The sequence below is a fragment of the Lignipirellula cremea genome (assembly GCF_056501455.1).
Map to the genome: position 1 here is coordinate 88,216 of NZ_CM151415.1, position 19,862 is coordinate 108,077.

Sequence of the window (19,862 nt, forward strand, 5' to 3'; positions counted from 1 at the left end):
ACGGAGATGCGGGGATCAACTCCCCTCTTATCTCTCGTTCTTTTCCTAGTTTCCCGCCATGCCGCGCCGTTCGGTCGCGCTTCTCGCCTGGCTCGTGCTCGCTGCCCTCCCGCTCGGGTGCGACACGGGTCCGTCTGTCGAGGACCTTACGGTTCACAACCGGCTCAAGGGCGTCGCGGCTCTGTACGGTCGCTACCAGGGGAAGCACCGCGGACAGCCGCCGAAGAACCAGCAAGAGTTCGAGCAGTACCTGAAATCGCTGGATCCGCAGGAATACGCCACCTTCGACGCGACGTCGCCCGGCGATCTGTTCGTTTCGCCGCGGGACGGCAAGCCTTTCGTCATCAAGTACGGCACGAACGCGGGACCTCCCGGGGCCGACGGTTCAACGCCGATCATCGCTCACGAAGCGCCGTCGGAGGGGAGCGCCCCGCTGGGCGTCACCACCATGGGCGAGATTCGCGAATTGGACGCGACCGCTGGGTCGTAGGTTCCATCGAAGTTTTCTACGTCCAGGCTCAGATAATCTTCGTACGTCATTGCGCGGCTGTTTTCCGCCGCGCGAAGAGATCGCTCATCGGCGACATCGGCGTCGCGTTCTCATCTGTAAGGGGCTCGGTCATGGATCCTGGTTTCAAGAAGCGGAGGGGCTTCACGCTCGTCGAACTGCTGGTCGTGATCGCGATTATCGGGGTGCTCGTCGCCCTGCTGCTGCCCGCGGTGCAGGCCGCTCGCGAGGCCGCCAATCGGGCCGATTGCTCGAATCGCTTGAAGCAGATCGGAATCGCGACGCACAACTTCCACGACACCCACAGGAAGTTTCCCACCGGCGGGACCTGGCCCTGGGAAGGGGTCAATCGCTGGGGCGGCGGGGACATGGGCCCGAGTTTCTTCTACCAGATCCTCGGCTACATGGAGCAGACGCAAGTTCAGGACATCGTCAACAACGCGACGGTCGAACGGACCGTCATCCCGGGCTATATCTGCCCGTCGCGAGGCGGTCCGCGGTACCAGGCCGACCGGCACCTGAACGACTACGCCATCGCGACGCCTGCCGACAGCCCGAACTCCTGGGACCAGTTCTGGTACGGAAACACCTGGGGCATTCCGACGAACGCGCCGTACGCGGGCGTGATCGTGCGCGGCGGCGACAATCGCGAGAGTCGGTTCGCGAGCATCACCGACGGCACGTCGAACACGCTTCTGGCCGGCGAAAAGCAACTGAATCAGGCGCTCTACAAGGTCGGCGACTGGCACGACGACGCCGGCTGGTTCGGCGGCTGGGATCCCGACACGGTTCGCTACACCGGTTTCCTGCCCTATCCGGACAAGCGATACAACAACCAGGGCGGCTGGGAAGGCTATCGCTTCGGCGGCGTACATCCCGGCGCGACGATGGGCGTGATGGCGGACGCCTCGACCCACGCGATTTCCTTCACAGTCGATGCGACCGTGTGGAACAATCTCGGCCATCGCTCCGACGGCAACACCATCCCGGGCGGCGTGATTCAGTAACGCCGCTCCGCGAGCCGAAGAACGTTTCGACGTGCGACGCCGTCCCGAGGGGCGGCGTTTTTCGTTTGACGTCAGGCGCAAAAGCGCCCCCCGCGAACGGCGCCTCGGGGGCGGACAATCGGGTTCGTGGGCAAAATCGGAAAAAATGCTACCTGCCGTGCTTCCGACGGGCCGAAACCATATACCGACTCGCATTCGTCGGAGAGGGCGCGGACCTCGCACGAAGGCCGTGGCGACCAGTTCGTCATCGACCCCGAGCAGGGCCCGTTTTCCGCCGAAGTAATGAAACGAAGCGCGCCTTGTCCGATGGCGGCCAGGCGCTCGGGCGCGTCCTTTTCGCATCGGTCGAAAAGCCGCGGGAGGCGACGGAGGATCGCCGGCTCGGTCGTCGAGCATCCCTCCCGGTCCCGCGAAAAGGCGGCACGCAGGAACCGTCATTCAGGAGGGATTTCGATGCGTAAGTGGGTATTCAAGGCCGCAGTCCTAGGCGCAGCCGCGGCGCTGGCGCCGGCTGGGCTGGCGCTGGGCGACGATCAGTCGATCGCCAACCAGCTCAACGAGCAGCTCACCGCCGAACGCGAGGCCGGGCGACTGGAACGTTTCGACGTCCAGATGCAGGTCCAGGACGGCGTCGTGCAGCTCTACGGGCAACTCGCCACGGCGGAGCAGAAGTCGCTCGTGATCGAGACCGCTCGCCGCGTTCCCGGCGTCCGCCAGGTCGTCAACGGCCTGGAAGTCGCTCCGGCAGCCGGTGCGGCTCAGGTTCACGTGCAGCAGGAAGGCTCGGCGGAATACGCCATCGCTCCGGCGGCGGCCCAGCAGCCGATCCCGTCGGTGCTGAAGCCCTCTGCGGCTCCGCAGTACCAGATGGCCCAGGTTCCCATGGCGGCCGCTCCGAGCGGAATCGCGATGGGCCCCATGCACGGCGGCGGCCCGATGCAGGCCGGACCGATGCACGGCCCTCCGATGCCGATGCACGGCGGACCGGTTCCGATGTACGGCCCGAGCCAGATGGGCGCGGTTCCCCCGCCCGTCTACGACCACCCGCAGATGCCGCCCTACGCCTGGCCGGCGTACGCCGCGGCTCCGAACTACGCGGCGGTCACCTATCCGAAGCAGTACTCGCCGACGGCGTGGCCCTACATCGGCCCGTTCTATCCCTACCCGCAGGTTCCGCTCGGCTGGCGTCACGTCACGCTGCAGTGGGATGACGGCTGGTGGAACCTGAAGTTCCGCGACAAGCGGAACTAAGGTTCGCCCTGCCGAGCCGGCGACGGTTCCTCCGATCCGACCTCGTCTCTTCGCCTGAAGAGACGAGGTTTTTTCGTGTCGTCAGTCGACGCTCGGAGCTCGCTTGAACCCCTCAGGCGAGCGGAGGGTGTCAGCCCTCCGTGTCCGGATTCGTGCAGAAGGCGTCGCCTGCGTGCAGAGCCTCGCCGTGTCGTCGAAGCATGTTGCGTGCGTGCGGAAGGCGTCCGGCGCTTTCTCGGCGTTCGCACGGAGGGCTGACGCCCTCCGCTCGCCTGGGAGGCGTCTGCTGGAGCCTCGCGTGCTTGCCGACTCTGACGAAGAGTCCGAATCGTCCGAAGGTTCCGAGAATATCGCAAGTTCGAGCCGGGCGCGCTCGATACCATTCCTACAGATAGCGCTTGGGCGCGTATTCGGCGCAATCGTGCGACGAAGTCGAACCCCGCTACGATTCAACAGCGACTTGAAAACCGTTTCCCGACACGACGCCGAACGGCGTCCGCTCGTCGCGGGCGGATCCCGTCCCCTGGGCGATGACGCCTCGAACCAGGAAGCCCTTGAGCGAAGGCTCGGGGTGCGAGTTCCGGGTCACGAAACAGCAAGGATTGCGAAATGGCCTGCAAACGGTGGACCGCGATCTCCTCCCTGGTGGCGACGATCTTGATCGCCAACACCGGCTGCGTCATCGGGTCCGGCGCCAATCTCGGCCCGCTGGGTATTCCGATCCCGGTCTCGCCTTACTTCCAGAAGATCAAGGAAGACGAGGCCTGGATCAACGAACGCTACATGCGGGTGCCGATCCTCGGACCCCTCACGCAGGGCGGCCCCGCGGTCGCGCTCGATCCCCCGAGCGATGACGAAGTGATCCGTGCCTGGGAACGGGCCAATCCTCAGCAGGGCGGCTTCCCGCTCCTGTACGAGGTGCAGCGGAACAACGTCCAGATCGTGAAAGAGAAGATCGCCGACTACATCGATCCGCCGCGGCACGTGCCGCTGATCGGTCCGGCCCAGCTCCATCACGCGCACTACAAGTGCACCGTGTACTACTCGGAGAAGAAGTACATCGGCTGGCCGATCCCGCACACGATCATCGACAGCGACGCGAGCGAAGTGCTCTACATCGACCACAACCACTTCCACATGGTCGGCGACGTCGACGGCGGCGTCACGGCCCCCTTCTGATCGCCAGGCTTCCGCCGCACGATCCGATCGCGAACCTCACGAAAGCCGGGCGTCGAACAGACGCTCGGCTTTTTTCGTGCGCTCTTGTAGGGCTGGCGCCCTCGCCTGCCACGACGTTGGTACCCGCTTCCGTGGCAGTATGGTAGCGGTCCGTTCGATCGTTAAACGTCAGCTTCTCCTCCGGGTGCCGCTGGCTCCGCCAGCGCTTTTCCGGAGGCCGGATCGCTCGTGTTGGGCGACCTTTCAAGTTGCGGCACTGGCGGAGCCAGTGGCACCCGAAACTCTTCGTTAAGCCTGTAAGCGATCGCGCGTATTGCGCCTTACTTCGACGCTTCAAACCCTGGCCGGCTCCCCTTCGCGCTCTTGATCGCTTCGAGCGCGGCGAGCATCGACTGCACCTGCTCGGGGCGCTCGGCGGCGACGTTCTGCGTCTCGCCGGGATCTTGGGACAGGTCGTAGAGCTGCGGAGCGGGAGCGTTCCCCATCTCCGTGTTGGTGTTCGCGTTTCGCTTCGGTCCCTTCGAGGCGACGATCAGCTTCCAGTCGCCGTCGCGATAGCCGAGCGTCCCGGCATGCTCGACCAGCGTCTGCCGTCCCTGCTCGCTATGGCCCAGAAGCGCGGGCAGCACGTCGAAGCTGTCGGGCGCGGCGTCTGCCGGCAAGTCGATACCGACGAGCGAGGCGAAGCTGGCCGGGAAGTCGACCTGGCTGACGAGAGCGCCGGAGGCGCTTCCCCCCTGCACCTTCGCCGGCCAGCGCACGAGCAGAGGCGTACGCGTCCCGCCCTCGAAGGCGCTGTACTTGCCGCCGCGGAAGGGTCCGGCAGGGCGATGATCGCCCAGCTTCGCGACAGCCTGGTCCTGATAGCCGTCGTCGATGACCGGTCCGTTGTCGCTGCCGAACAGGACGATCGTGTTCTCGGCCAGACCCAGCCGATCGAGCGTTTCCAGGATCTGACCGACGCACCAGTCCATCTGTACGATCGCGTCGCCGCGGGGGCCCATCGTCGTCTTGCCGACGAACCGCTCGTGCGGCGCGCGGGGAACGTGAATGTCGTGCAGCGAGAAGAAGAGGAAGAAAGGCTCGTTCGATTCCTGCTCCAGGTAGGCGACCGCCTTTTCCGTGATGCGGTCGGCCATCTCCTCGTCTTTCCAGCGGGCCGCCTTGCCGCCGGTCATATGGCCGATGCGACCGATGCCGTTCACGATCGTGTTGTCGTGGCCATGGCTGTGCTTCATCTTCAGCAGGTCGGGCCTCGCGGCGCCGGTCGGTTCGTCGCCGATCTTCCCCTGGTAGCTGACCTCGATCGGGTCGTTGGGATCGAGCCCGACGACGCGCCCGTTCTCCGTATAGACGGTCGGCACGCGGTCGCCAGTCGCGGGGATCAGGAAGGAGTAGTCGAAGCCGACCGCCTCCGGCCCGGGCGCGATCGCAGCGTTCCAGTCGACCTTCCCCTGCCCCAGGCCCAGGTGCCATTTGCCGACGACGCCGGTGCGATAGCCGGCCTGCTTCAGGATCGAGGCCAGCGTTACGCGCCCCGGCGCGATGATCAGGTTCGCGTCGCCCGTCGCGATGCCGGTCCCTTTCTGCCGCCAGGCGTACTCGCCGGTCAGCATCGCGTAACGCGACGGCGTGCAGGTCGCGGACGGCGAATGCGCGTCGGTGAACCGCAGCCCCTCCTTCGCCAGGCGATCGATATTCGGCGTCTCGACCGCCGTCGCTCCGTAGCAGCCCACGTCGCCGTAGCCCACGTCGTCGGCGTAGATCAGGACGACGTTGGGGCGCTCCGCGGCGAGGGAGAGCGATGCGATCAGAAGCAGCGGGGCGACGAGCAGCGTGGAGAGAAGTCGCATACGAAAGCGTCCGCAGAAGAGGAGACGAGGCGAGGCCTCGATTTTACTTCAGACGGACAAGTCGTTCCGAAGCAGACAAGTCGTGACCCCGACTTGATGCGGCAATCAGTTTCTTCCGTGTGCCATGGCTGGCTTGTCCAGCCGTGCGGAAGCGAGGGCACGTTCTCACTTGCACGAACATCGCGACGAGCGGAATTTCGTGCCGAGATTGCTCCACTGGACGGACGGAACTAGAGGCACACGGCTGGACAAGCCAGCCATGGCACACATGCGTCCTGACTCAGTGCTCCGTATCCCCTTCGTCGAGGTCGGCGATCTGTACGGAGAGGGCGTCGACGGAGACCTGGATCTCGCGGAGGGAGAGGGCCAGCGACATGAGCAGGAGCAGCAAAGCGATCGCGAAGGAGATCTTGCTCCCCGTCTGGGTCGTGTCGGGAAAGAAGTCCTGAAAGAACAGAAACAGCATGCAGACGACGCAGAAGAAAAAGCTGGCCACGGCCAGGAACTGCATGTTCCGGATCAGGATCACCCGGTAACGCAGATTGCGCAGCTGGACCTTGATCCGCGCGTCGGGCGCCGCCTGGTGCTTGGCGTGCAGCGACCGGATCAGCGTCGCCAGCGTCAGGAAACGGTTCGAGTAGGCGAGCAACAGCAGCGTGATCGCCGGAAAGAGCAGCGCGGGCGTCTGGTATCCGATCTCCATGCGGCGGTCCCGGTTCCTCAGATTGTGAGTTCGCGAAAGCTTCATCCGATTGCGGCGAATCCAATGTAGCGGCCCGTCGAAGGCAGCGGACGGCCGGTAAGACGGGGCCCGAGTTATGCTGAGGCAGCCGCACGAATCGCTTCCAGGATTCTCCGCAGGATGGCGCCGATGGTTCCGACCGTGAGCAAATCGCTCATCCCCGCCGCGTGGGACGTTCCCCAGGTCTTTCGCGAACGCCTCGGCGATCAGGCGGGCAGGCAGCGCGTGATGCATCACGACGGGCACCTGCTGCTGGTGACCCATCTTCCCCCGGCGCCCGACGATACGGGCCGAAAGGCCAGGCTCTTCTGGCGCTCGCCTCGCGGGGAATGGAAATCGACCGATCTCGGACCGGGTCCCGACGCCCTGGGCAAGCATGTGGCCGAGTACGCACAGGCGATCGAGCGGCTCGACCTGGTCGATACCCAGACCAAGTCTGCCGAGGATTTCTTCCGAACGCTGGAGGGGCTCGCCCCGCTGCGGCGTGCGGCGGAGAACCTGCTGGACGTCGTGTCGGAGGCGCGAAAGCTCGTTCCCGACGATCGCCCGCTGATCAATCATCGCGACCGGGCGTACGACCTGACGCGAACGGCGGAGCTGCTGTACGCGGAGGCGAAGAACCTGCTCGATTACGACATCGCCCGGCGGGCGGAGCAGCATGCCGTCGCCAGTCATCGCATGGCGACGTCGGCCCATCGCCTGAACGTGCTGGCGGCGCTCTTCTTCCCGCTCGCCACGATCGCGGCGATCTTCGGCATGAACGTGGAGCACATCCTGGAGCCGTACGACAGCCCGCTCCTCTGGCTCGCGCTGGTCGGCGCGGCGCTGCTCATCGGCATCGTCCTCGCCCTCGGCGTGACGCAGCCGGCGAGGCCGCCGGGGGATAAGACGCGGACGAAGTCGAAGTACGAGAGGTGAGTGAGTTCGATGATTTTCGGATCCGCCTCTTCATTCGCGATCGAATCCAATGCATTCGTGCCTCGGGGCGGCGATTCGAGGATCTACGGTTCGTTTCGGTACTGGATCGCCGGGATTCCGGTCGGCGATTCCGAAGAACTGATCCTGTTGCGAGGAAGCGCGAGGTACGCCATCGAGTTCCTGAACATGGCTGAGCTGAGAGTGGATGACGACGCGGCGCCAGAGTCTGCCGAGGAGGCGTTCGCGCGCGTTTACGACCGCTTCTACTCCGACTCGCTCTGGGAGCATCCGAGCCTGCGCGAGCGCTTCCACCTGGACGACATTGCGATGGAGTCGACGCGAGATCGCTACGGCATCGTCGCCATCGGGGCGTCTGCCGGAACGATGCGCGTTCTCGCGAAGGATCTGCGAACAGAATGCGTGCTTGCCGATGGCTCTCTGCCGATCGTCGCGTTCGACGAGACGTTGCGATCTTATGCGGATTGGGCGCTCGCGATCATGCCCGAACGCGTGTAGATCGCATGCGCGCGCCGCTCACCCGACGAAACAAGTCGCGTGGTGGGTCAATGACCCACCCTACTACAGCGACTCGCTCAAACGTGTGGGTTGCCGAAGGGGTGCGGGTGCCACTGGCTCCGCCAGTGCCGCGTCTGGCTCGATCGCCCAACATGTCCGACCGAGCCGTTCGGTCCAGCACTGGCAAAGCCAGTGGCACCCTCTTGAGACTCACGATTTAAAGCGAGTCGCTTCACGACGGAAGTCCGGGGCGCTCACCCCGCCGCTTCCAGCTCTTCCCACCGCGCGTAAGACTTCTTGACCTTCTGCTCCAGGGTCGAGAGCTTCGTCTGCACCTCGGTCAGTTTCGCGGCGGGCTGCTGATAAAAGCCGGGGTCGGCCATCTGCTGGTGCACCTCGGCGATCTGCGCTTCCAGCTTCTCGATCTCCGCAGGGAGGCGTTCGAGTTCGTGCTTCTCCTTGAAGGAGAGCTTCCGCGAGCTGGAGGTCAGGTTGACGGCCTTGGCCGGTGAAGAGGAGGCGCCCGAGGAGCCGGCGGCTTTCCCGGTCTCGCTCTTCCCTGACGCCCGCTTGCCGCCTCCTTCGGCGTTCTTCTTCGCGTCGGCTTCGCGGCGTTCGACGGCCCGCTTCCAGTCGGTGTAGCCGCCGACGTATTCGCGGAGGCCGCCCGGCTCGAACACGATGACCGAGCTCACGACGTCGTCGAGGAAGGCGCGATCGTGGCTGACGACGACGACCGTGCCGGGGAACTCGACCAGGCGCTCTTCCAGCATCTCCAGCGTCTCGGCGTCGAGATCGTTCGTCGGTTCGTCGAGCACGATCACGTTCGCCGGCTTGGCGAAGAGCTTCGCCAGGAGGATGCGGTTGCGTTCTCCGCCGGAAAGAAACTTCACCGGCGTGCGCGCCCGCGACGGCGCGAAGAGAAAGTCCTGCAGGTAGCCGAGGACGTGCTTCCGCTCGCCGTTGATCATGATCGTGTCGGAGCCTTCGCCGACGTTCTCCTGCACGGTGGCGTTCTCGTCGAGCTGGCCGCGGAGCTGATCGAAGTAGGCGATCTGCAGGTTGGTGCCCAGTTTCACGCTGCCCGTCTGCGGCTGAAGTTCGCCCAGCAGCGATCGCAGCAGCGTCGTCTTGCCCGCGCCGTTAGGACCGAGCACGCCGATCTTGTCGCCGCGGATGATGGTCGTGGAGAAGTTCTCGAAGATCGGACGGTCGCCGTAGGTGAAGGAGATTTCCTTCGCCTCCACGACCAGCGTGCCGCTGCGGTTCGCTTCCTGAATGACGAGGTTCGACTTGCCGACCTTTTCGCGGCGTTCGGATCGGTCGCGGCGCATCGCCTCGAGCGCGCGGACGCGTCCTTCGTTGCGGGTCCGGCGGGCCTTGATGCCGGTGCGGATCCAGACCTCCTCCTGGGCCAGCTTCTTGTCGAACAGGGCGTTCTGCTTTTCCTCCGCGGCGAGCGCGGCCTCTTTCCGTTCCAGGAACGTGTCGTAGTCGCACGACCAGTCGAACAGGCGTCCGCGGTCGATTTCCAGAATTCGCGTCGCCAGCTTCCTGAGGAACGCGCGGTCGTGCGTCACGAACAGGAGCGTTCCCCGCCAGCGGGCGAGCCAGTTCTCCAGCCAGACGATGGCGTCGACGTCGAGGTGATTCGTCGGCTCGTCGAGCAGCAGCAGATCGGGCGAAGCGACGAGCGCCTTCGCGAGCAGGACGCGGCGCTTCATCCCGGCGGAGAGCGCCTCGAAGCGCCGTTCGCCGTCCAGTTCCATATCGAACAGGATCCGTTCGACCTGCTGGGCCGCCCGCCAGGTCTCGTCGTGTTCGTCGTCGTCCGGCTGCCAGCCCGATTCGACGACCTCGAAGATGCTGCCGGTCAGATCCTGGGGAACGTCCTGTTCCAGGCGGGCGACTTTGGCGCCGGGCGCGAAGGTCACCGATCCATGATCGGATTCGATGTCGCCGGCGAGCAGGCGCATGAGCGTCGTCTTGCCGGAGCCGTTTCGCCCCAGCAGGCCGACCTTCTGCCCCGGCTCCACGTTCCAGGAGACGCCGTCCAGCAGCGGAGCCGAGCCGAATCCGACGGTCAGTTCTTCGATCGAAACCAGGGGCATACGGACCGCTGCAAGCACAGGGGAAGGCGCGAGGGCGCGCGGAAACGCACAGGGAACCGTGCATTATCGCCCTTCGAGTCCGAATCGTCGCGTGGAGGTCGCGATTTCCGGCCCAGGAGCCGACCGGCGACCGAACATAAGCAATTTCGGGCGTGACGGAACGGCGTTTGCGATAATTCGATTAAGGACTCCCAGGAGGCAAGCGCCATGAAATTCGCGGATCGCATCGACGCCGGACGGCGACTGGCCGAGCGTCTGACCGCTTACGAAGAAAACGAAAACGTTCTCGTTCTGGGCCTGCCCCGGGGGGGCTTGCCGGTCGCCGCGGAGGTGGCCGAGGCGCTGGGGGCGCCGCTGGACGTCTTCCTCGTGCGAAAGCTGGGCGTGCCCGGCCACGAAGAACTGGCGATGGGCGCACTCGCGACCGGCGACGCGATCGTGGTCAACGAAAGCGTCGTCCAGAGCCTGCACGTTTCCGACGAAGTCTTTCGCGACGTCGTCCAGCAAGAGCGGCTGGAACTCCAGCGGCGGGAGATCGCGTATCGCAAGCACGCTCCGCCGCCGAAGCTAGCGGGGAAGATCGTGATCCTGGTCGACGACGGGCTCGCGACCGGCGCGACGATGCGGGTGGCGGTCGACGCCGTGCGCAAGCAGGGACCGGCGAAGCTCGTGGTCGCCGTGCCGGTCGGCGCGCAAGAGACGGTCGCCTCGCTCGCGCGGTTCGCCGACGAAGTCGTCTGCGCCTCGATGCCGGAGAACTTCAGCGCGGTCGGGTCGTGGTACGTCGACTTCTCGCCCACGACGGACGATGAGGTGATCGAAACGCTCGGACGTGCCGCACGACGGAGGGGCGAGCCGACGGCGTATTGAGCCAGAAGAGAAACTGCAAGACTCGCTCCTTCGGGTGGCGCTGGCTCTGCCAGTGCAGACGCTGGAGCGACTCTTCCATGACGCAAGTGGATCGACGCACGGTCTGCCATGCCGCTAGATGATGTCGGCGCTTTCCGGCTGCGGCTCCTCTTGTCGAACTTCGTTCGACCCAGATTGCAAGCAATCTGGGCCACCCAGACTTCCGGAACTATGCCATGCCCTCCATCAGCGAAAAGGCGATTCGGCTGGAGACGAACGCCGGGACGATTCAGGGCGATCTGACGTCGCCGGATCGTCCGCGAGGCGTGATTCTTTTCGCGCACGGCAGCGGCAGCAGCCGGCATAGTTCGCGGAACCGGTTCGTCGCGCGGACATTGCAGGAGCGCGGCTTCGCGACGCTGCTTTTCGACCTGCTGACCGAAGAGGAAGAGCGGAAGGACGCGGCGACGCGTCAGCATCGCTTCGACATCGACCTGCTCGCCGAGCGCGTCGGCCTGGTCAGCGACTGGCTGGGCGAACAGGAAGCGACGCACGATCTTCCCGTCGGCTACTTCGGGGCGAGCACAGGCGCGGCGGCGGCCCTCGTCGCGGCGGCGGACCGACCGGAGATCGCGGCCGTCGTCTCGCGCGGAGGACGGCCCGATCTGGCCGGCGACGCCCTCCCCCGCGTGCAGGCGGCGACGCTGCTGATCGTCGGCAGTCACGATTCGCCGGTGATCGGCCTGAACCAGCAGGCCCTCGCGCGGCTCGGTTCGGCGTCGGAGAAGCGACTGGAAATCGTTCGGGGCGCGTCGCATCTCTTCGAAGAGCCCGGCACGCTGGAGGAGGCCGCGCGGCTGGCCGGCGAATGGTTCCTCGCACATCTCGACCGGAGCAGCGAGCCGCCGACCGTCGCCGACGCTCCGCGGTCGCGCTGATCGCCAGCGGCCTGCTGGTCGGTTCGTCCGCTCCCCGAACGAGGATTCGACCGGCCCGGTACGGCGGTTGCCATATAATGCAGGAAGCCGAATCGAGTCGCGCGGGCGATTCGACAGACGATTCTTCCGCACTTCGAGGACAGCGCCATGACCAAGCACGAGAAGCCGCTGACGCCGCGCGACGAGCAGGTTCTGAAGGACCTGGCCGAGATCGAGCGAACCGGCGTCGTGAATCAGAATGACCACGTCGCCCACATGGACATCGACGCCATCGCCCGCGCGTCCGGCGGTCCGTCGGTCAGCGAAGCGATGGTCGACGCGACCGGAATCGGCATGAGCGCCGGCGGCGGCATCCCGACCTACGATCCCCGCGACGACAAAGCGGCGGAGGGATACGGCGGCCCCGACCGCGACGATCTGGAAGACGATCCGACGCGGACGTCTCTGCCGAAGATCGATACGTCGGAGAAGTGAGGCCCGGCTTCTACGGTTCGCTCGGACGGGCGAGCCAGAGCGCGGTGCGGGCTTCCTTCGTATCGATCGCTTGGAGCGTTCGTTCGGCATAGAGTCGGAAGCGACCCTCTTCCGACTGGAGCAGTTCCGTCAGGAACGGAACGCTCTCCGGCAGTTTCGCCTCTTCGAGCGCCATCAGCACGTAGATTCGAACTCCGTAGTCCTCGTGCCGATGAAAAGCTTCGACGAACTCGTCGAAGCATGCGGCGGCGTTGTCGGCCAGTTCGAGGACGATCAGATCGGCCCAAGTTCCGCGCGCTTTGCCGGCGAGGATCAGGCGTACGCACTCTTCGACGCCAGGAAAGTGCGGGTACGCCTTGGCCCAGCGACGTTGTTCGGGATCAGGATCATCCCGCCAGCGACTTCGCTTTCCCATCGCTCGCTCCTGCGTGCCCTGCGACCGCTTAGAGCCTGACCGGGATCCCGCGCTCCTTCATCCGCTCTTTCGTCTCGCGAATCGTGTATTCGCCGAAGTGAAAGATGCTCGCGGCGAGCGCGGCGTCGGCTTTGCCGAGCAGAATGGCGTCGGCGAGATGATCGGGCGAACCGGCGCCGCCGCTGGCGACGACGGGGATCGTGACCGCTTCGCTGACGGCTTTGGTGATCTCCAGGTCGTAGCCGTTCTTGGTGCCGTCGGCGTCCATGCTGGTCAGGACGATCTCCCCTGCCCCGAGCGCTTCGACCTCGCGAGCCCAGGCGACGGCTTCGCGACCGGTGGGAACGCGACCGCCGTTGACGTGGACCTCCCAGACTTCGCGGCCCTCCTTCTGCACTCGCTTGGGGTCGATGTTGACGACGATGCACTGGCTGCCGAAGCGTTCGGCCGCCTGACGGACGAAGTCAGGATTCTTCGACGCGGCGGAGTTGATCGAGACCTTGTCCGTCCCCGCGTTCAGCAGCGCGCGGATGTCGTCGAGCGTGCGGATGCCCCCGCCGACGGTGAGCGGCATGAAGACCTGCTCCGCGGTCCGCCTCACCACGTCGAGCATGATGCCCCGCTCTTCGTGGCTGGCGGTGATGTCGAGGAAGACGAGTTCGTCGGCGCCCTCTCCCTCGTAACGTCGGGCCACCTCGACCGGGTCGCCCGCGTCGCGCAGGTTCAGGAAGTTCGTCCCCTTCACGACCCGCCCCAGGTTCACGTCCAGGCAGGGAATCACGCGGGCGGTCAGCATGGGCGGCGGCTTCGGTAGAGCGGTCGTAAGCGTCGGCGGCGGGACGGTTTCTGGCATTCCGGAGGGCTATTTTCCCGTCTCCCGACGTCGTTCGCCACCCGGCGATCCGTGTCGCGGCTTCGTGAAGATTTCCGCAATCCGGGTTAACAGGAGGCTTGGCTTAACGTTTCTTAAGGATTGAATGCCGGCGTCGCCGTCGTCCGCACGTCGCCGGGAGCTGTTCTTTTCGTCTCAGGATTTTCGCGATGCTTCGATTCTCGCTCCGCAGCGTGTCCGCGGCCGTCGCCCTCGCGACCGGTCTCGTGGCGGTCCCGGCGTTCGCCGACGACGTCACTTTCCGCGGGAACAAGACCATCCCGGCGGGTCAGACGCTGGAAAAGAACGTGACCGTGATCGGAGGAACGCTGACCGTCCTCGGCACGATCGAGGGGAACGTCCGGCAGAAGGGCGTCGGCTCGGTCATCGTGCGGGGCGGAACCATCAAGGGGAACCTCTTCGAGAGCGAAGGGGGTCAGGTCGTCGTCTCCAATGACGGACTGGTCGAGGGGAACATCGACGAGCGCGACAACGGCACGGTCCAGATCGCGTCCAGCAGCGTCGTGAAGGGCAACATCGAAGAGCGGGGCGCCGGCAACGTCACGGTCTCCCGCAGCCTGATCGAAGGCAACATCTACGAGTACGACTTCGGCGACGTCCGCATCGTCGATAACAGCCTCGTCAAAGGCAACGTCCGCGAACGCGACAAGGGCCAGGCGATCGTCTCGCCCAACAGCCGGGTCGAAGGGGACGTCAGCGGCGGAGCCGGTGGAGGCGGCGGCGGAGGCGGAGATGATGACGACGACGACGATGATCGGGATGACTGATCGCTCGGTCCGTGAATGAGAAAGACTCGAAGCGGGGTGCGTTCAGGACGCGTCCCGTTTTTCCATTAGCAGACGCAGGTAGCTTCGCGGTTCGGGCTCGCCGAGCTCGAACTTCGCCGCCCATTCGGCGACCAGGCTCTGCGCGGCGGCGATGCCTCCCTCGTCGGCGATCGCTTCGATCTCGACGAACTCCCCGAGCCCTTCGACCTGGTCGAAGCAAAGTTCCACCGACGCGTCGCCCTCGCCCAGCTTCGCCTTGCGGCGACGCTTGGAGACCTCGGCGACCGGTTCGAAGCCCAGAACCGCGAAGAGTTCGGCGTACGCCTCGAAGGCGCTGCGATCGTCCGTCAGGGGGAGCTCGATTTCCCGGCGGGTCTTCACCGCGTGCGACTGCCGGGGCCCCTTGTAGGTGACGAACACCTCGCCGTCCGAGCGCCGCAGTCGCAACGCTTCGCCCGTCTGGCTGAAGTCCCGCGAGGGGTGGCGGAGGTAGCGGTCGACCTGCTCGATCGGCGATTCCCACGCGACGCCGGCACGTTCCGCCTGCGCGAGAAACTTCGCCGAATCGTTCAGGGCGTACTTGGACTCGACTTCGAACGACATCGCGGGGTTCCTGTCGCCGTTTGACGGTTCGGCAGTAATTGCGTGAAGATTTCGTGAAGGCGGATCTTGCTGTGGGTGCTTAAGGCCATTGTTTCCATGGACTTAAGATCGCTCAGCCAGCCCTCGCAGCGGATCCCCGGGGATGACCGGAGAAATGCTGGGGCTTCCGGATCGACGCCGCAGGCGACATCATCAAGTCGCCTGATTCGCCGATCTTACGGCGCTCAGCCGCCCGGTGGCTTGGTCGCCCCGGGCCTTCGCGAGCGATCGGCTCGCTACTTCGCTCCCGACAGGATCGTTCGATGAAGACGCAGAGCTGGATCGGAACGGGCGGCGGACGGTTGACGCTCGCCATCGCCGGAACGCTGCTGGCCGTCGTCGGCTGCACGTCGTCGACGACCGGTCCCGGAAATCCGTCGAATACGACGACCGGGGCTTCGACGGACGTCGGCGCGTCGGCGCTGGAAGGCGCCGTCGAGATCGACGGTTCGAGCACGGTCTATCCTCTGAGCGAAGCGGCTGCCGCCGCCTTCCGGGCGGATTACCCGAAGGTGAAGGTGACGGTCGGTCGATCGGGAACGGGCGGCGGGTTCAAGCGCTTCGTGACGGGCGAGACCGATATCTCCGGCGCCTCGCGTCCGATCAAGAAGGACGAACTCGATCTCGCCAGGAAGAACGGCGTGGAGTTCATCGAACTTCCGGTCGCCTACGACGGTCTGACGATCGCGGTCAACAAGCAGAACGACTGGGTCGACGAGATCACGCTCGACCAGATCAGGAAGATCTATCTTTCGGACGATCCGGCCCAGACCTGGAAGGACGTCGATCCGAGCTGGCCCGATCTGCAGATCAAGATCTACTCCCCGGGCGCCGACTCCGGCACGTACGACTATTTCAAGGAAGTCGTCGCCGGCAAGGAGGGCAGCCTGCGAGACGACATGTCCCTGAGCGAGGACGACAACATCCTGGTCCGGGGCGTCGAAGGCGATAAGGGCGCGATCGGCTACTTCGGGGCCGCGTACTACTTCGCCGATCAGGACAAGCTGAAGGCGCTGAAGGTCGTCGACCCGAAGACGGGCAAGGCGGTCGGCGTCGCTGCCGATACGATCAAGAGCGGCGAGTACTCCCCGTTCAGCCGGCCCCTGTTCATCTACGTCAACGTGGAGCGGATGAACCAGCCGCAGGTCGAAGCGTTCGTCGGCGCCTATCTCGAAAAAGCGGGCGACTTCGCCCAGGAGGTGCAGTACGTCGAACTGCCCGACGCGATCTACGAGGCCGGACAGCGTCATTTCGAGGAAGTGCACGCCGGCTCGCATTACTATGACGAAAGCGGCGCCGACGTGCACGGCACGCTCGAAGAGCTGTTCATCGACGACGCGAAGCACGGTTCCTGATCCCCCCGAAGGCTCGGTCGATCGTCGACTCCGCGTCGACTGAGTCTGTTAGGTCCCAGCTTCGATGACGTCGGAACCTGAAGAGGTCGCGGGCGCCTCCCGGAAGCATCCGGTCCGCTCGCGCATCGTCGCGAAGGCGAGCGAAACCTTCGTTCGCCTGCTGCTGAACCTGTTCGCCCTGTTCACGATTCTCGTGACGGTCGCCATCCTCGGGATCGTCTTCGGGCAGGCGTACGAATTCTTCGGCCTGCCCAAATCTCGCGACGTCGCCGCCGATTCGACCGCCGACGTACCGCGGGTCACGCTGCTGGAGTTCGTGACCGCGGGAACGTGGAGCCAGATGGGGCGGGAACCGACCTACGGCATCTGGCCGCTGATCTGCGGCACGTTTCTCGTGACCGCCATCGCGATGATCGTGGCCGTTCCGCTCGGTCTGATCACGGCGATCTACCTGGCGGAGTACGCTCCGAGGTCGCTGCGGAACGTGCTCAAGCCGACGCTGGAACTGCTGGCCGGCATTCCGACGGTCGTCTACGGGTTCTTCGCGGTCGCGTTCATTTCGCAAGGCATCCGGACGCTCGACGATTCGCTGACGTTCGTCACGCTCGGGTTCGATACGTACAACGCGTTCAGCGCGGGCGTCGCCGTCGGCATTCTCTGTCTGCCGACCGTGGCGTCGCTCGCCGAAGACGCTTTGCAGGCGGTGCCCCGGGCGCTGCGCGAGGGATCGTACGGCCTGGGCGCGACGAAGTTCGAGACGTCGCTGCGGGTCGTATTTCCCGCGGCTCTTTCCGGCATCGTCTCCGCCGTGCTGCTCGCCGTCGCCCGCGCGGTGGGAGAGACGATGATCGTCGCGATGGCCGCCGGCGCGACGCCGCAGATGACGCTCGATCCGCGAAACCAGATCCAGACGATGACGGGCTACATCGCGCAGATCGCGACGGGCGACGTCAGCAACTTCGGCGTCGATTACTACTCGCTCTACGCGGTCGCCGCGACGCTCTTCCTGATCACGATGGCGTTGACGCTGCTCGGAAATTACGTTCGTCGTCGATTCCAGGAGGCGTACCAATGAGCGTCCGATCGACGAAGACCTTCACGGGCGACGCGGGCGTTTCCGACGCCGATATGGCGATGATCCTCGAGCGGGCGCCGAAGATCTCGCACGAGCACCGCAGCCGGATGGACCGCGCGTTCGTCCGGCTCTGCGTCGGCACGTCGATGGTCTCGGTCGCGATCCTGTTCGTGCTGATCGGTTCGATCCTGTTCATGGGACTATGGTCGCTCGACTGGCAGTTCCTGACGTCGTTTCCCGCCTCATCCCCTGCTGAGGCCGGCGTCGGTCCGGCGCTGATCGGATCCGCGGTTCTGACGTTCCTCTGTTCGCTGTTCACGCTGCCGCTGGGCATCGGCACGGCGATTTTCCTGGAAGAGTATCGCCCCAAGTCGCGCTGGCTCATGCGGCTCCATTCGCTGGTGCAGCTCAACATCGCGAATCTCGCCGGCGTGCCGTCGGTCGTCTACGGCCTGATCGGGCTGACGGCGTTCGCGTACATGTTCGGCCTGGTCGGCAACACGGGCGATCCGGGTTTCGAGATGGGCATCCGCTACTTCGGCCAGATGTACAACGCCGATCGGAGCGCCCTGTTGTTCATTCCGGCCGACGACGCGAAGTCCGCCGCCCAGGCGCCGGAGGCGGGCACGCAGGCGCTGTTCAACGACAAGCGGAACGGCCCGACCGTGGCGATTCACGTCGTCGAGAAGCGCTCGGACGTGCCGAGCGACCCGGAACTTCGCAGCCGGACCGTCATCGCGGGTCGTAAGCCGGGCGTGACGACCGATACGTCGTGGTGGTACGTCCGCCTGCCCTTCGGGCGAAGCATCCTGGCCGGCAGCCTGACGCTGATGCTGGTGGTCCTGCCGGTGGTGATCGTGGCGTCGCAGGAGGCCCTGCGGGCCGTGCCTTACTCGCTTCGCGAGGGGGCGTTCGGCATGGGGGCGACGCGCTGGCAGACCGTCTGGAGCGTCACGCTCCCTTCGGCCATGCCGGGCGTCATGACCGGCTCGATCCTGGCCATGGGCCGCGCCGTCGGCGAAGCGGCCCCGCTGCTGATCCTCTCGGGCACGGTCTTCATCAGCTACTACCCGGGCAACCTGATGGATCAGTTCTCGGCCATGCCGCTGATGGTGCATGACTGGACCAGCCGGCCCTTCAATCAGGGCTTTCTGCCGCTGGCGGCGGGCGCGATTCTGACGCTCCTCGCGCTGCTGCTGGTCATGAACTCGATCGCGATCTTCGTCCGCTGGCGCTTCCAGCGACGGTTGTCGTAGCGGTCGAAAGGAGCTGTTCCACGCTCCTCTGCGAATCCGCTTCAGTAGGCGAGCGGGGGGTGTTAATCCCCCGAGCCCGGTTCGCGAACTTCAGTCGCGAACGCGGCAGGGTGCGTGCCGCGGCTGGCTTGTGCAGCGGGCGGCGGTTCGTTCGTCCATCTCGGACGTCGTTTCCCGGAACGAAGCGTCGAAATCGGAGCGGCGACTTCGTGATGCCTGCTCTCGCGATATTGAAATCGATCCCGGGGCCCTGCGGCTGGACAAGCCAGCCATGGCACACGGGGACGATTCGAAGATCGGCGTCGAACGAATGGAGGCCGCCCTCGCCGTCAGTTCTTGGGCTTCTTGAGCGACAGCACGCGCCAGGTGGAGATCTGCTGGTCGGGGATCTCGGTCCGCTCCAGATGCAGGATGGCCGGCACGACGGTACCGTCCAACTGCAGATCATACGCCAGGTCGAAGTATCGGGCGTTCGCCGACGGGTTCTCGACATGCTTGCGGCGTCCGCGAAACGTCCAGGAAAGCTTGTCCGACGCCAAGATCGGGGCGATCAGATCGTCCTTCGCGTAGGCGGCGAGGATGTCCTTCGGTTCGATCGGTCCGCCCAGGGCGCCGGCGTTCGCTTCCGCACGCTCCTCCGGCGACAGGGGCGTGTCGTAGTACGCTTCCAGGTCCGCGTCGGCCGGCTGACGCTCGGTCGCGGGCAGCGTCAACTGATGCACCTCGCGCAGGCGATCCTCGGCCAGCAGTTGCAGCCAGCGATCCCCGACGTCGCGAGCCGTGCCGAACAGGTAGTTCTGCTCGACCAGATTACGGACCGGCGCGAGGCCGATCGTGAACGCCGCGACGGCGATCGCGAGCCCGGCCCAGAGCTTGCCGGAGAGATCCTCGGGGCGACGGACGATCTGCACGAAGGCGACCGACGCCAGGACCAGGGCGAAGATCGACACCGCGGCCGCCAGCGGCCACCAGATCGCGATCAGCCCGCCCAGCGCCAGCGCGAGCGACGGAATCGCGAACGGATGGAGCGGACGGTAGGTCTCGGCGGCCGCTTCCGCGGCGTCGGCAGGTACGTAATCGCGCTGAGCCATTCAGGAGTCGACTTTCATTCGCG

The 19,862-nt window shown here is 65.4% G+C and carries 20 protein-coding genes; 13 read left to right on the forward strand and 7 right to left on the reverse strand.

Annotation, left to right across the window (positions count from 1 at the left end; translation table 11 throughout):
* The first annotated feature begins 58 nt into the window (after nt 1-58).
* The 4 genes from SH602x_RS00380 to SH602x_RS00395 all read left to right on the forward strand — a co-directional run bounded on the left by SH602x_RS00380 (nt 59) and on the right by SH602x_RS00395 (nt 3,945).
* Entirely contained in the window at nt 59-490 is a 432-nt protein-coding gene (locus SH602x_RS00380) for a hypothetical protein (protein WP_479474924.1), read from the forward strand.
* Nucleotides 491-621: 131 nt separating this feature from the next.
* On the forward strand, nt 622-1,515 hold the full coding sequence (locus SH602x_RS00385) for a DUF1559 family PulG-like putative transporter (RefSeq protein WP_479474925.1): 894 nt from the start codon (nt 622-624) through the stop codon (nt 1,513-1,515).
* 453 nt (nt 1,516-1,968) lie between these two features.
* Complete coding sequence (locus SH602x_RS00390) at nt 1,969-2,766, forward strand: BON domain-containing protein (protein WP_479474926.1); 798 nt, start codon at nt 1,969-1,971, stop codon at nt 2,764-2,766.
* A gap of 609 nt (nt 2,767-3,375) precedes the next feature.
* A complete protein-coding gene (locus tag SH602x_RS00395) occupies nt 3,376-3,945 on the forward strand; it encodes a hypothetical protein (protein WP_479470414.1) in 570 nt (189 codons plus the stop codon).
* Nucleotides 3,946-4,265: 320 nt separating this feature from the next.
* On the opposite strand, the gene SH602x_RS00400 is transcribed toward SH602x_RS00395, so the two are convergent.
* Nucleotides 4,266-5,798: a sulfatase family protein gene (locus SH602x_RS00400; protein WP_479474927.1), complete on the reverse strand. Its 1,533-nt coding sequence runs from the start codon at nt 5,796-5,798 to the stop codon at nt 4,266-4,268.
* A 280-nt stretch (nt 5,799-6,078) separates the two neighbouring features.
* Complete coding sequence (locus SH602x_RS00405) at nt 6,079-6,501, reverse strand: DUF2721 domain-containing protein (RefSeq protein WP_479474928.1); 423 nt, start codon at nt 6,499-6,501, stop codon at nt 6,079-6,081.
* Between the two features lie 180 nt (nt 6,502-6,681).
* Here SH602x_RS00405 and SH602x_RS00410 point away from each other — a divergent pair, with 180 nt between their 5' ends.
* Together SH602x_RS00410 and SH602x_RS00415 are read left to right on the forward strand one after the other, a co-directional pair.
* Nucleotides 6,682-7,458 carry a CorA family divalent cation transporter gene (locus SH602x_RS00410; protein ID WP_479474929.1) on the forward strand — a complete coding sequence of 259 codons (777 nt, stop codon included), beginning with the start codon at nt 6,682-6,684 and terminating at the stop codon, nt 7,456-7,458.
* A 9-nt stretch (nt 7,459-7,467) separates the two neighbouring features.
* Nucleotides 7,468-7,974, forward strand: coding sequence for an Imm42 family immunity protein (locus SH602x_RS00415; protein WP_479477139.1), 507 nt, complete (start codon nt 7,468-7,470; stop codon nt 7,972-7,974).
* Between the two features lie 254 nt (nt 7,975-8,228).
* On the opposite strand, the gene SH602x_RS00420 is transcribed toward SH602x_RS00415, so the two are convergent.
* Complete coding sequence (locus SH602x_RS00420; protein ID WP_479474930.1) at nt 8,229-10,085, reverse strand: ATP-binding cassette domain-containing protein; 1,857 nt, start codon at nt 10,083-10,085, stop codon at nt 8,229-8,231.
* A gap of 207 nt (nt 10,086-10,292) precedes the next feature.
* Here SH602x_RS00420 and SH602x_RS00425 point away from each other — a divergent pair, with 207 nt between their 5' ends.
* The 3 genes from SH602x_RS00425 to SH602x_RS00435 all read left to right on the forward strand — a co-directional run bounded on the left by SH602x_RS00425 (nt 10,293) and on the right by SH602x_RS00435 (nt 12,346).
* Nucleotides 10,293-10,955 carry a phosphoribosyltransferase gene (locus tag SH602x_RS00425; RefSeq protein WP_479474931.1) on the forward strand — a complete coding sequence of 221 codons (663 nt, stop codon included), beginning with the start codon at nt 10,293-10,295 and terminating at the stop codon, nt 10,953-10,955.
* Nucleotides 10,956-11,170: 215 nt separating this feature from the next.
* Entirely contained in the window at nt 11,171-11,872 is a 702-nt protein-coding gene (locus SH602x_RS00430) for a dienelactone hydrolase family protein (RefSeq protein ID WP_479474932.1), read from the forward strand.
* A 147-nt stretch (nt 11,873-12,019) separates the two neighbouring features.
* Nucleotides 12,020-12,346 carry a hypothetical protein gene (locus SH602x_RS00435; RefSeq protein WP_479474933.1) on the forward strand — a complete coding sequence of 109 codons (327 nt, stop codon included), beginning with the start codon at nt 12,020-12,022 and terminating at the stop codon, nt 12,344-12,346.
* A 10-nt stretch (nt 12,347-12,356) separates the two neighbouring features.
* Here the strand turns inward: SH602x_RS00435 and SH602x_RS00440 are convergent, their stop codons facing one another.
* Both SH602x_RS00440 and hisF read right to left on the reverse strand, forming a co-directional pair.
* Nucleotides 12,357-12,761 carry a HEAT repeat domain-containing protein gene (locus SH602x_RS00440; RefSeq protein ID WP_479474934.1) on the reverse strand — a complete coding sequence of 135 codons (405 nt, stop codon included), beginning with the start codon at nt 12,759-12,761 and terminating at the stop codon, nt 12,357-12,359.
* Between the two features lie 28 nt (nt 12,762-12,789).
* Complete coding sequence (hisF, locus tag SH602x_RS00445; RefSeq protein ID WP_479470403.1) at nt 12,790-13,557, reverse strand: imidazole glycerol phosphate synthase subunit HisF; 768 nt, start codon at nt 13,555-13,557, stop codon at nt 12,790-12,792.
* Between the two features lie 245 nt (nt 13,558-13,802).
* Between hisF and SH602x_RS00450 the strand changes: the two genes are divergently transcribed.
* Nucleotides 13,803-14,420 (forward strand): bactofilin family protein, encoded by a 618-nt coding sequence (locus tag SH602x_RS00450; protein WP_479474935.1) that lies wholly within the window; start codon nt 13,803-13,805, stop codon nt 14,418-14,420.
* Nucleotides 14,421-14,462: 42 nt separating this feature from the next.
* On the opposite strand, the gene cyaB is transcribed toward SH602x_RS00450, so the two are convergent.
* A complete protein-coding gene (gene cyaB, locus SH602x_RS00455) occupies nt 14,463-15,023 on the reverse strand; it encodes a class IV adenylate cyclase (RefSeq protein ID WP_479474936.1) in 561 nt (186 codons plus the stop codon).
* 302 nt (nt 15,024-15,325) lie between these two features.
* Here cyaB and SH602x_RS00460 point away from each other — a divergent pair, with 302 nt between their 5' ends.
* The 3 genes from SH602x_RS00460 to SH602x_RS00470 all read left to right on the forward strand — a co-directional run bounded on the left by SH602x_RS00460 (nt 15,326) and on the right by SH602x_RS00470 (nt 18,748).
* On the forward strand, nt 15,326-16,417 hold the full coding sequence (locus SH602x_RS00460) for a PstS family phosphate ABC transporter substrate-binding protein (RefSeq protein ID WP_479474937.1): 1,092 nt from the start codon (nt 15,326-15,328) through the stop codon (nt 16,415-16,417).
* A gap of 64 nt (nt 16,418-16,481) precedes the next feature.
* Nucleotides 16,482-17,492 (forward strand): phosphate ABC transporter permease subunit PstC, encoded by a 1,011-nt coding sequence (gene pstC, locus SH602x_RS00465; protein WP_479470399.1) that lies wholly within the window; start codon nt 16,482-16,484, stop codon nt 17,490-17,492.
* Nucleotides 17,489-18,748: a PstA family ABC transporter permease gene (locus tag SH602x_RS00470; protein WP_479474938.1), complete on the forward strand. Its 1,260-nt coding sequence runs from the start codon at nt 17,489-17,491 to the stop codon at nt 18,746-18,748. Before pstC ends, SH602x_RS00470 begins: the two co-directional genes overlap by 4 nt.
* Before the next feature lie 329 nt (nt 18,749-19,077).
* Here SH602x_RS00470 and SH602x_RS00475 read toward each other — a convergent pair whose 3' ends face one another.
* Nucleotides 19,078-19,839, reverse strand: coding sequence for a hypothetical protein (locus tag SH602x_RS00475; RefSeq protein WP_479474939.1), 762 nt, complete (start codon nt 19,837-19,839; stop codon nt 19,078-19,080).
* Nucleotides 19,840-19,862: the final 23 nt, after the last annotated feature.

Coding starts and splice junctions, on each gene's coding strand:
- SH602x_RS00380 (WP_479474924.1), top strand. CDS start 59: ATGCCGCGCCGTTCGGTCGCGCTTCTCGCCTGGCTCGTGCTCGCTGCC.
- SH602x_RS00385 (WP_479474925.1), top strand. CDS start 622: ATGGATCCTGGTTTCAAGAAGCGGAGGGGCTTCACGCTCGTCGAACTG.
- SH602x_RS00390 (WP_479474926.1), top strand. CDS start 1,969: ATGCGTAAGTGGGTATTCAAGGCCGCAGTCCTAGGCGCAGCCGCGGCG.
- SH602x_RS00395 (WP_479470414.1), top strand. CDS start 3,376: ATGGCCTGCAAACGGTGGACCGCGATCTCCTCCCTGGTGGCGACGATC.
- SH602x_RS00400 (WP_479474927.1), bottom strand. CDS start 5,798: ATGCGACTTCTCTCCACGCTGCTCGTCGCCCCGCTGCTTCTGATCGCA.
- SH602x_RS00405 (WP_479474928.1), bottom strand. CDS start 6,501: ATGGAGATCGGATACCAGACGCCCGCGCTGCTCTTTCCGGCGATCACG.
- SH602x_RS00415 (WP_479477139.1), top strand. CDS start 7,468: ATGATTTTCGGATCCGCCTCTTCATTCGCGATCGAATCCAATGCATTC.
- SH602x_RS00420 (WP_479474930.1), bottom strand. CDS start 10,085: ATGCCCCTGGTTTCGATCGAAGAACTGACCGTCGGATTCGGCTCGGCT.
- SH602x_RS00425 (WP_479474931.1), top strand. CDS start 10,293: ATGAAATTCGCGGATCGCATCGACGCCGGACGGCGACTGGCCGAGCGT.
- SH602x_RS00430 (WP_479474932.1), top strand. CDS start 11,171: ATGCCCTCCATCAGCGAAAAGGCGATTCGGCTGGAGACGAACGCCGGG.
- SH602x_RS00435 (WP_479474933.1), top strand. CDS start 12,020: ATGACCAAGCACGAGAAGCCGCTGACGCCGCGCGACGAGCAGGTTCTG.
- SH602x_RS00440 (WP_479474934.1), bottom strand. CDS start 12,761: ATGGGAAAGCGAAGTCGCTGGCGGGATGATCCTGATCCCGAACAACGT.
- hisF (WP_479470403.1), bottom strand. CDS start 13,557: ATGCTGACCGCCCGCGTGATTCCCTGCCTGGACGTGAACCTGGGGCGG.
- SH602x_RS00450 (WP_479474935.1), top strand. CDS start 13,803: ATGCTTCGATTCTCGCTCCGCAGCGTGTCCGCGGCCGTCGCCCTCGCG.
- cyaB (WP_479474936.1), bottom strand. CDS start 15,023: ATGTCGTTCGAAGTCGAGTCCAAGTACGCCCTGAACGATTCGGCGAAG.
- SH602x_RS00460 (WP_479474937.1), top strand. CDS start 15,326: ATGAAGACGCAGAGCTGGATCGGAACGGGCGGCGGACGGTTGACGCTC.
- pstC (WP_479470399.1), top strand. CDS start 16,482: ATGACGTCGGAACCTGAAGAGGTCGCGGGCGCCTCCCGGAAGCATCCG.
- SH602x_RS00470 (WP_479474938.1), top strand. CDS start 17,489: ATGAGCGTCCGATCGACGAAGACCTTCACGGGCGACGCGGGCGTTTCC.
- SH602x_RS00475 (WP_479474939.1), bottom strand. CDS start 19,839: ATGGCTCAGCGCGATTACGTACCTGCCGACGCCGCGGAAGCGGCCGCC.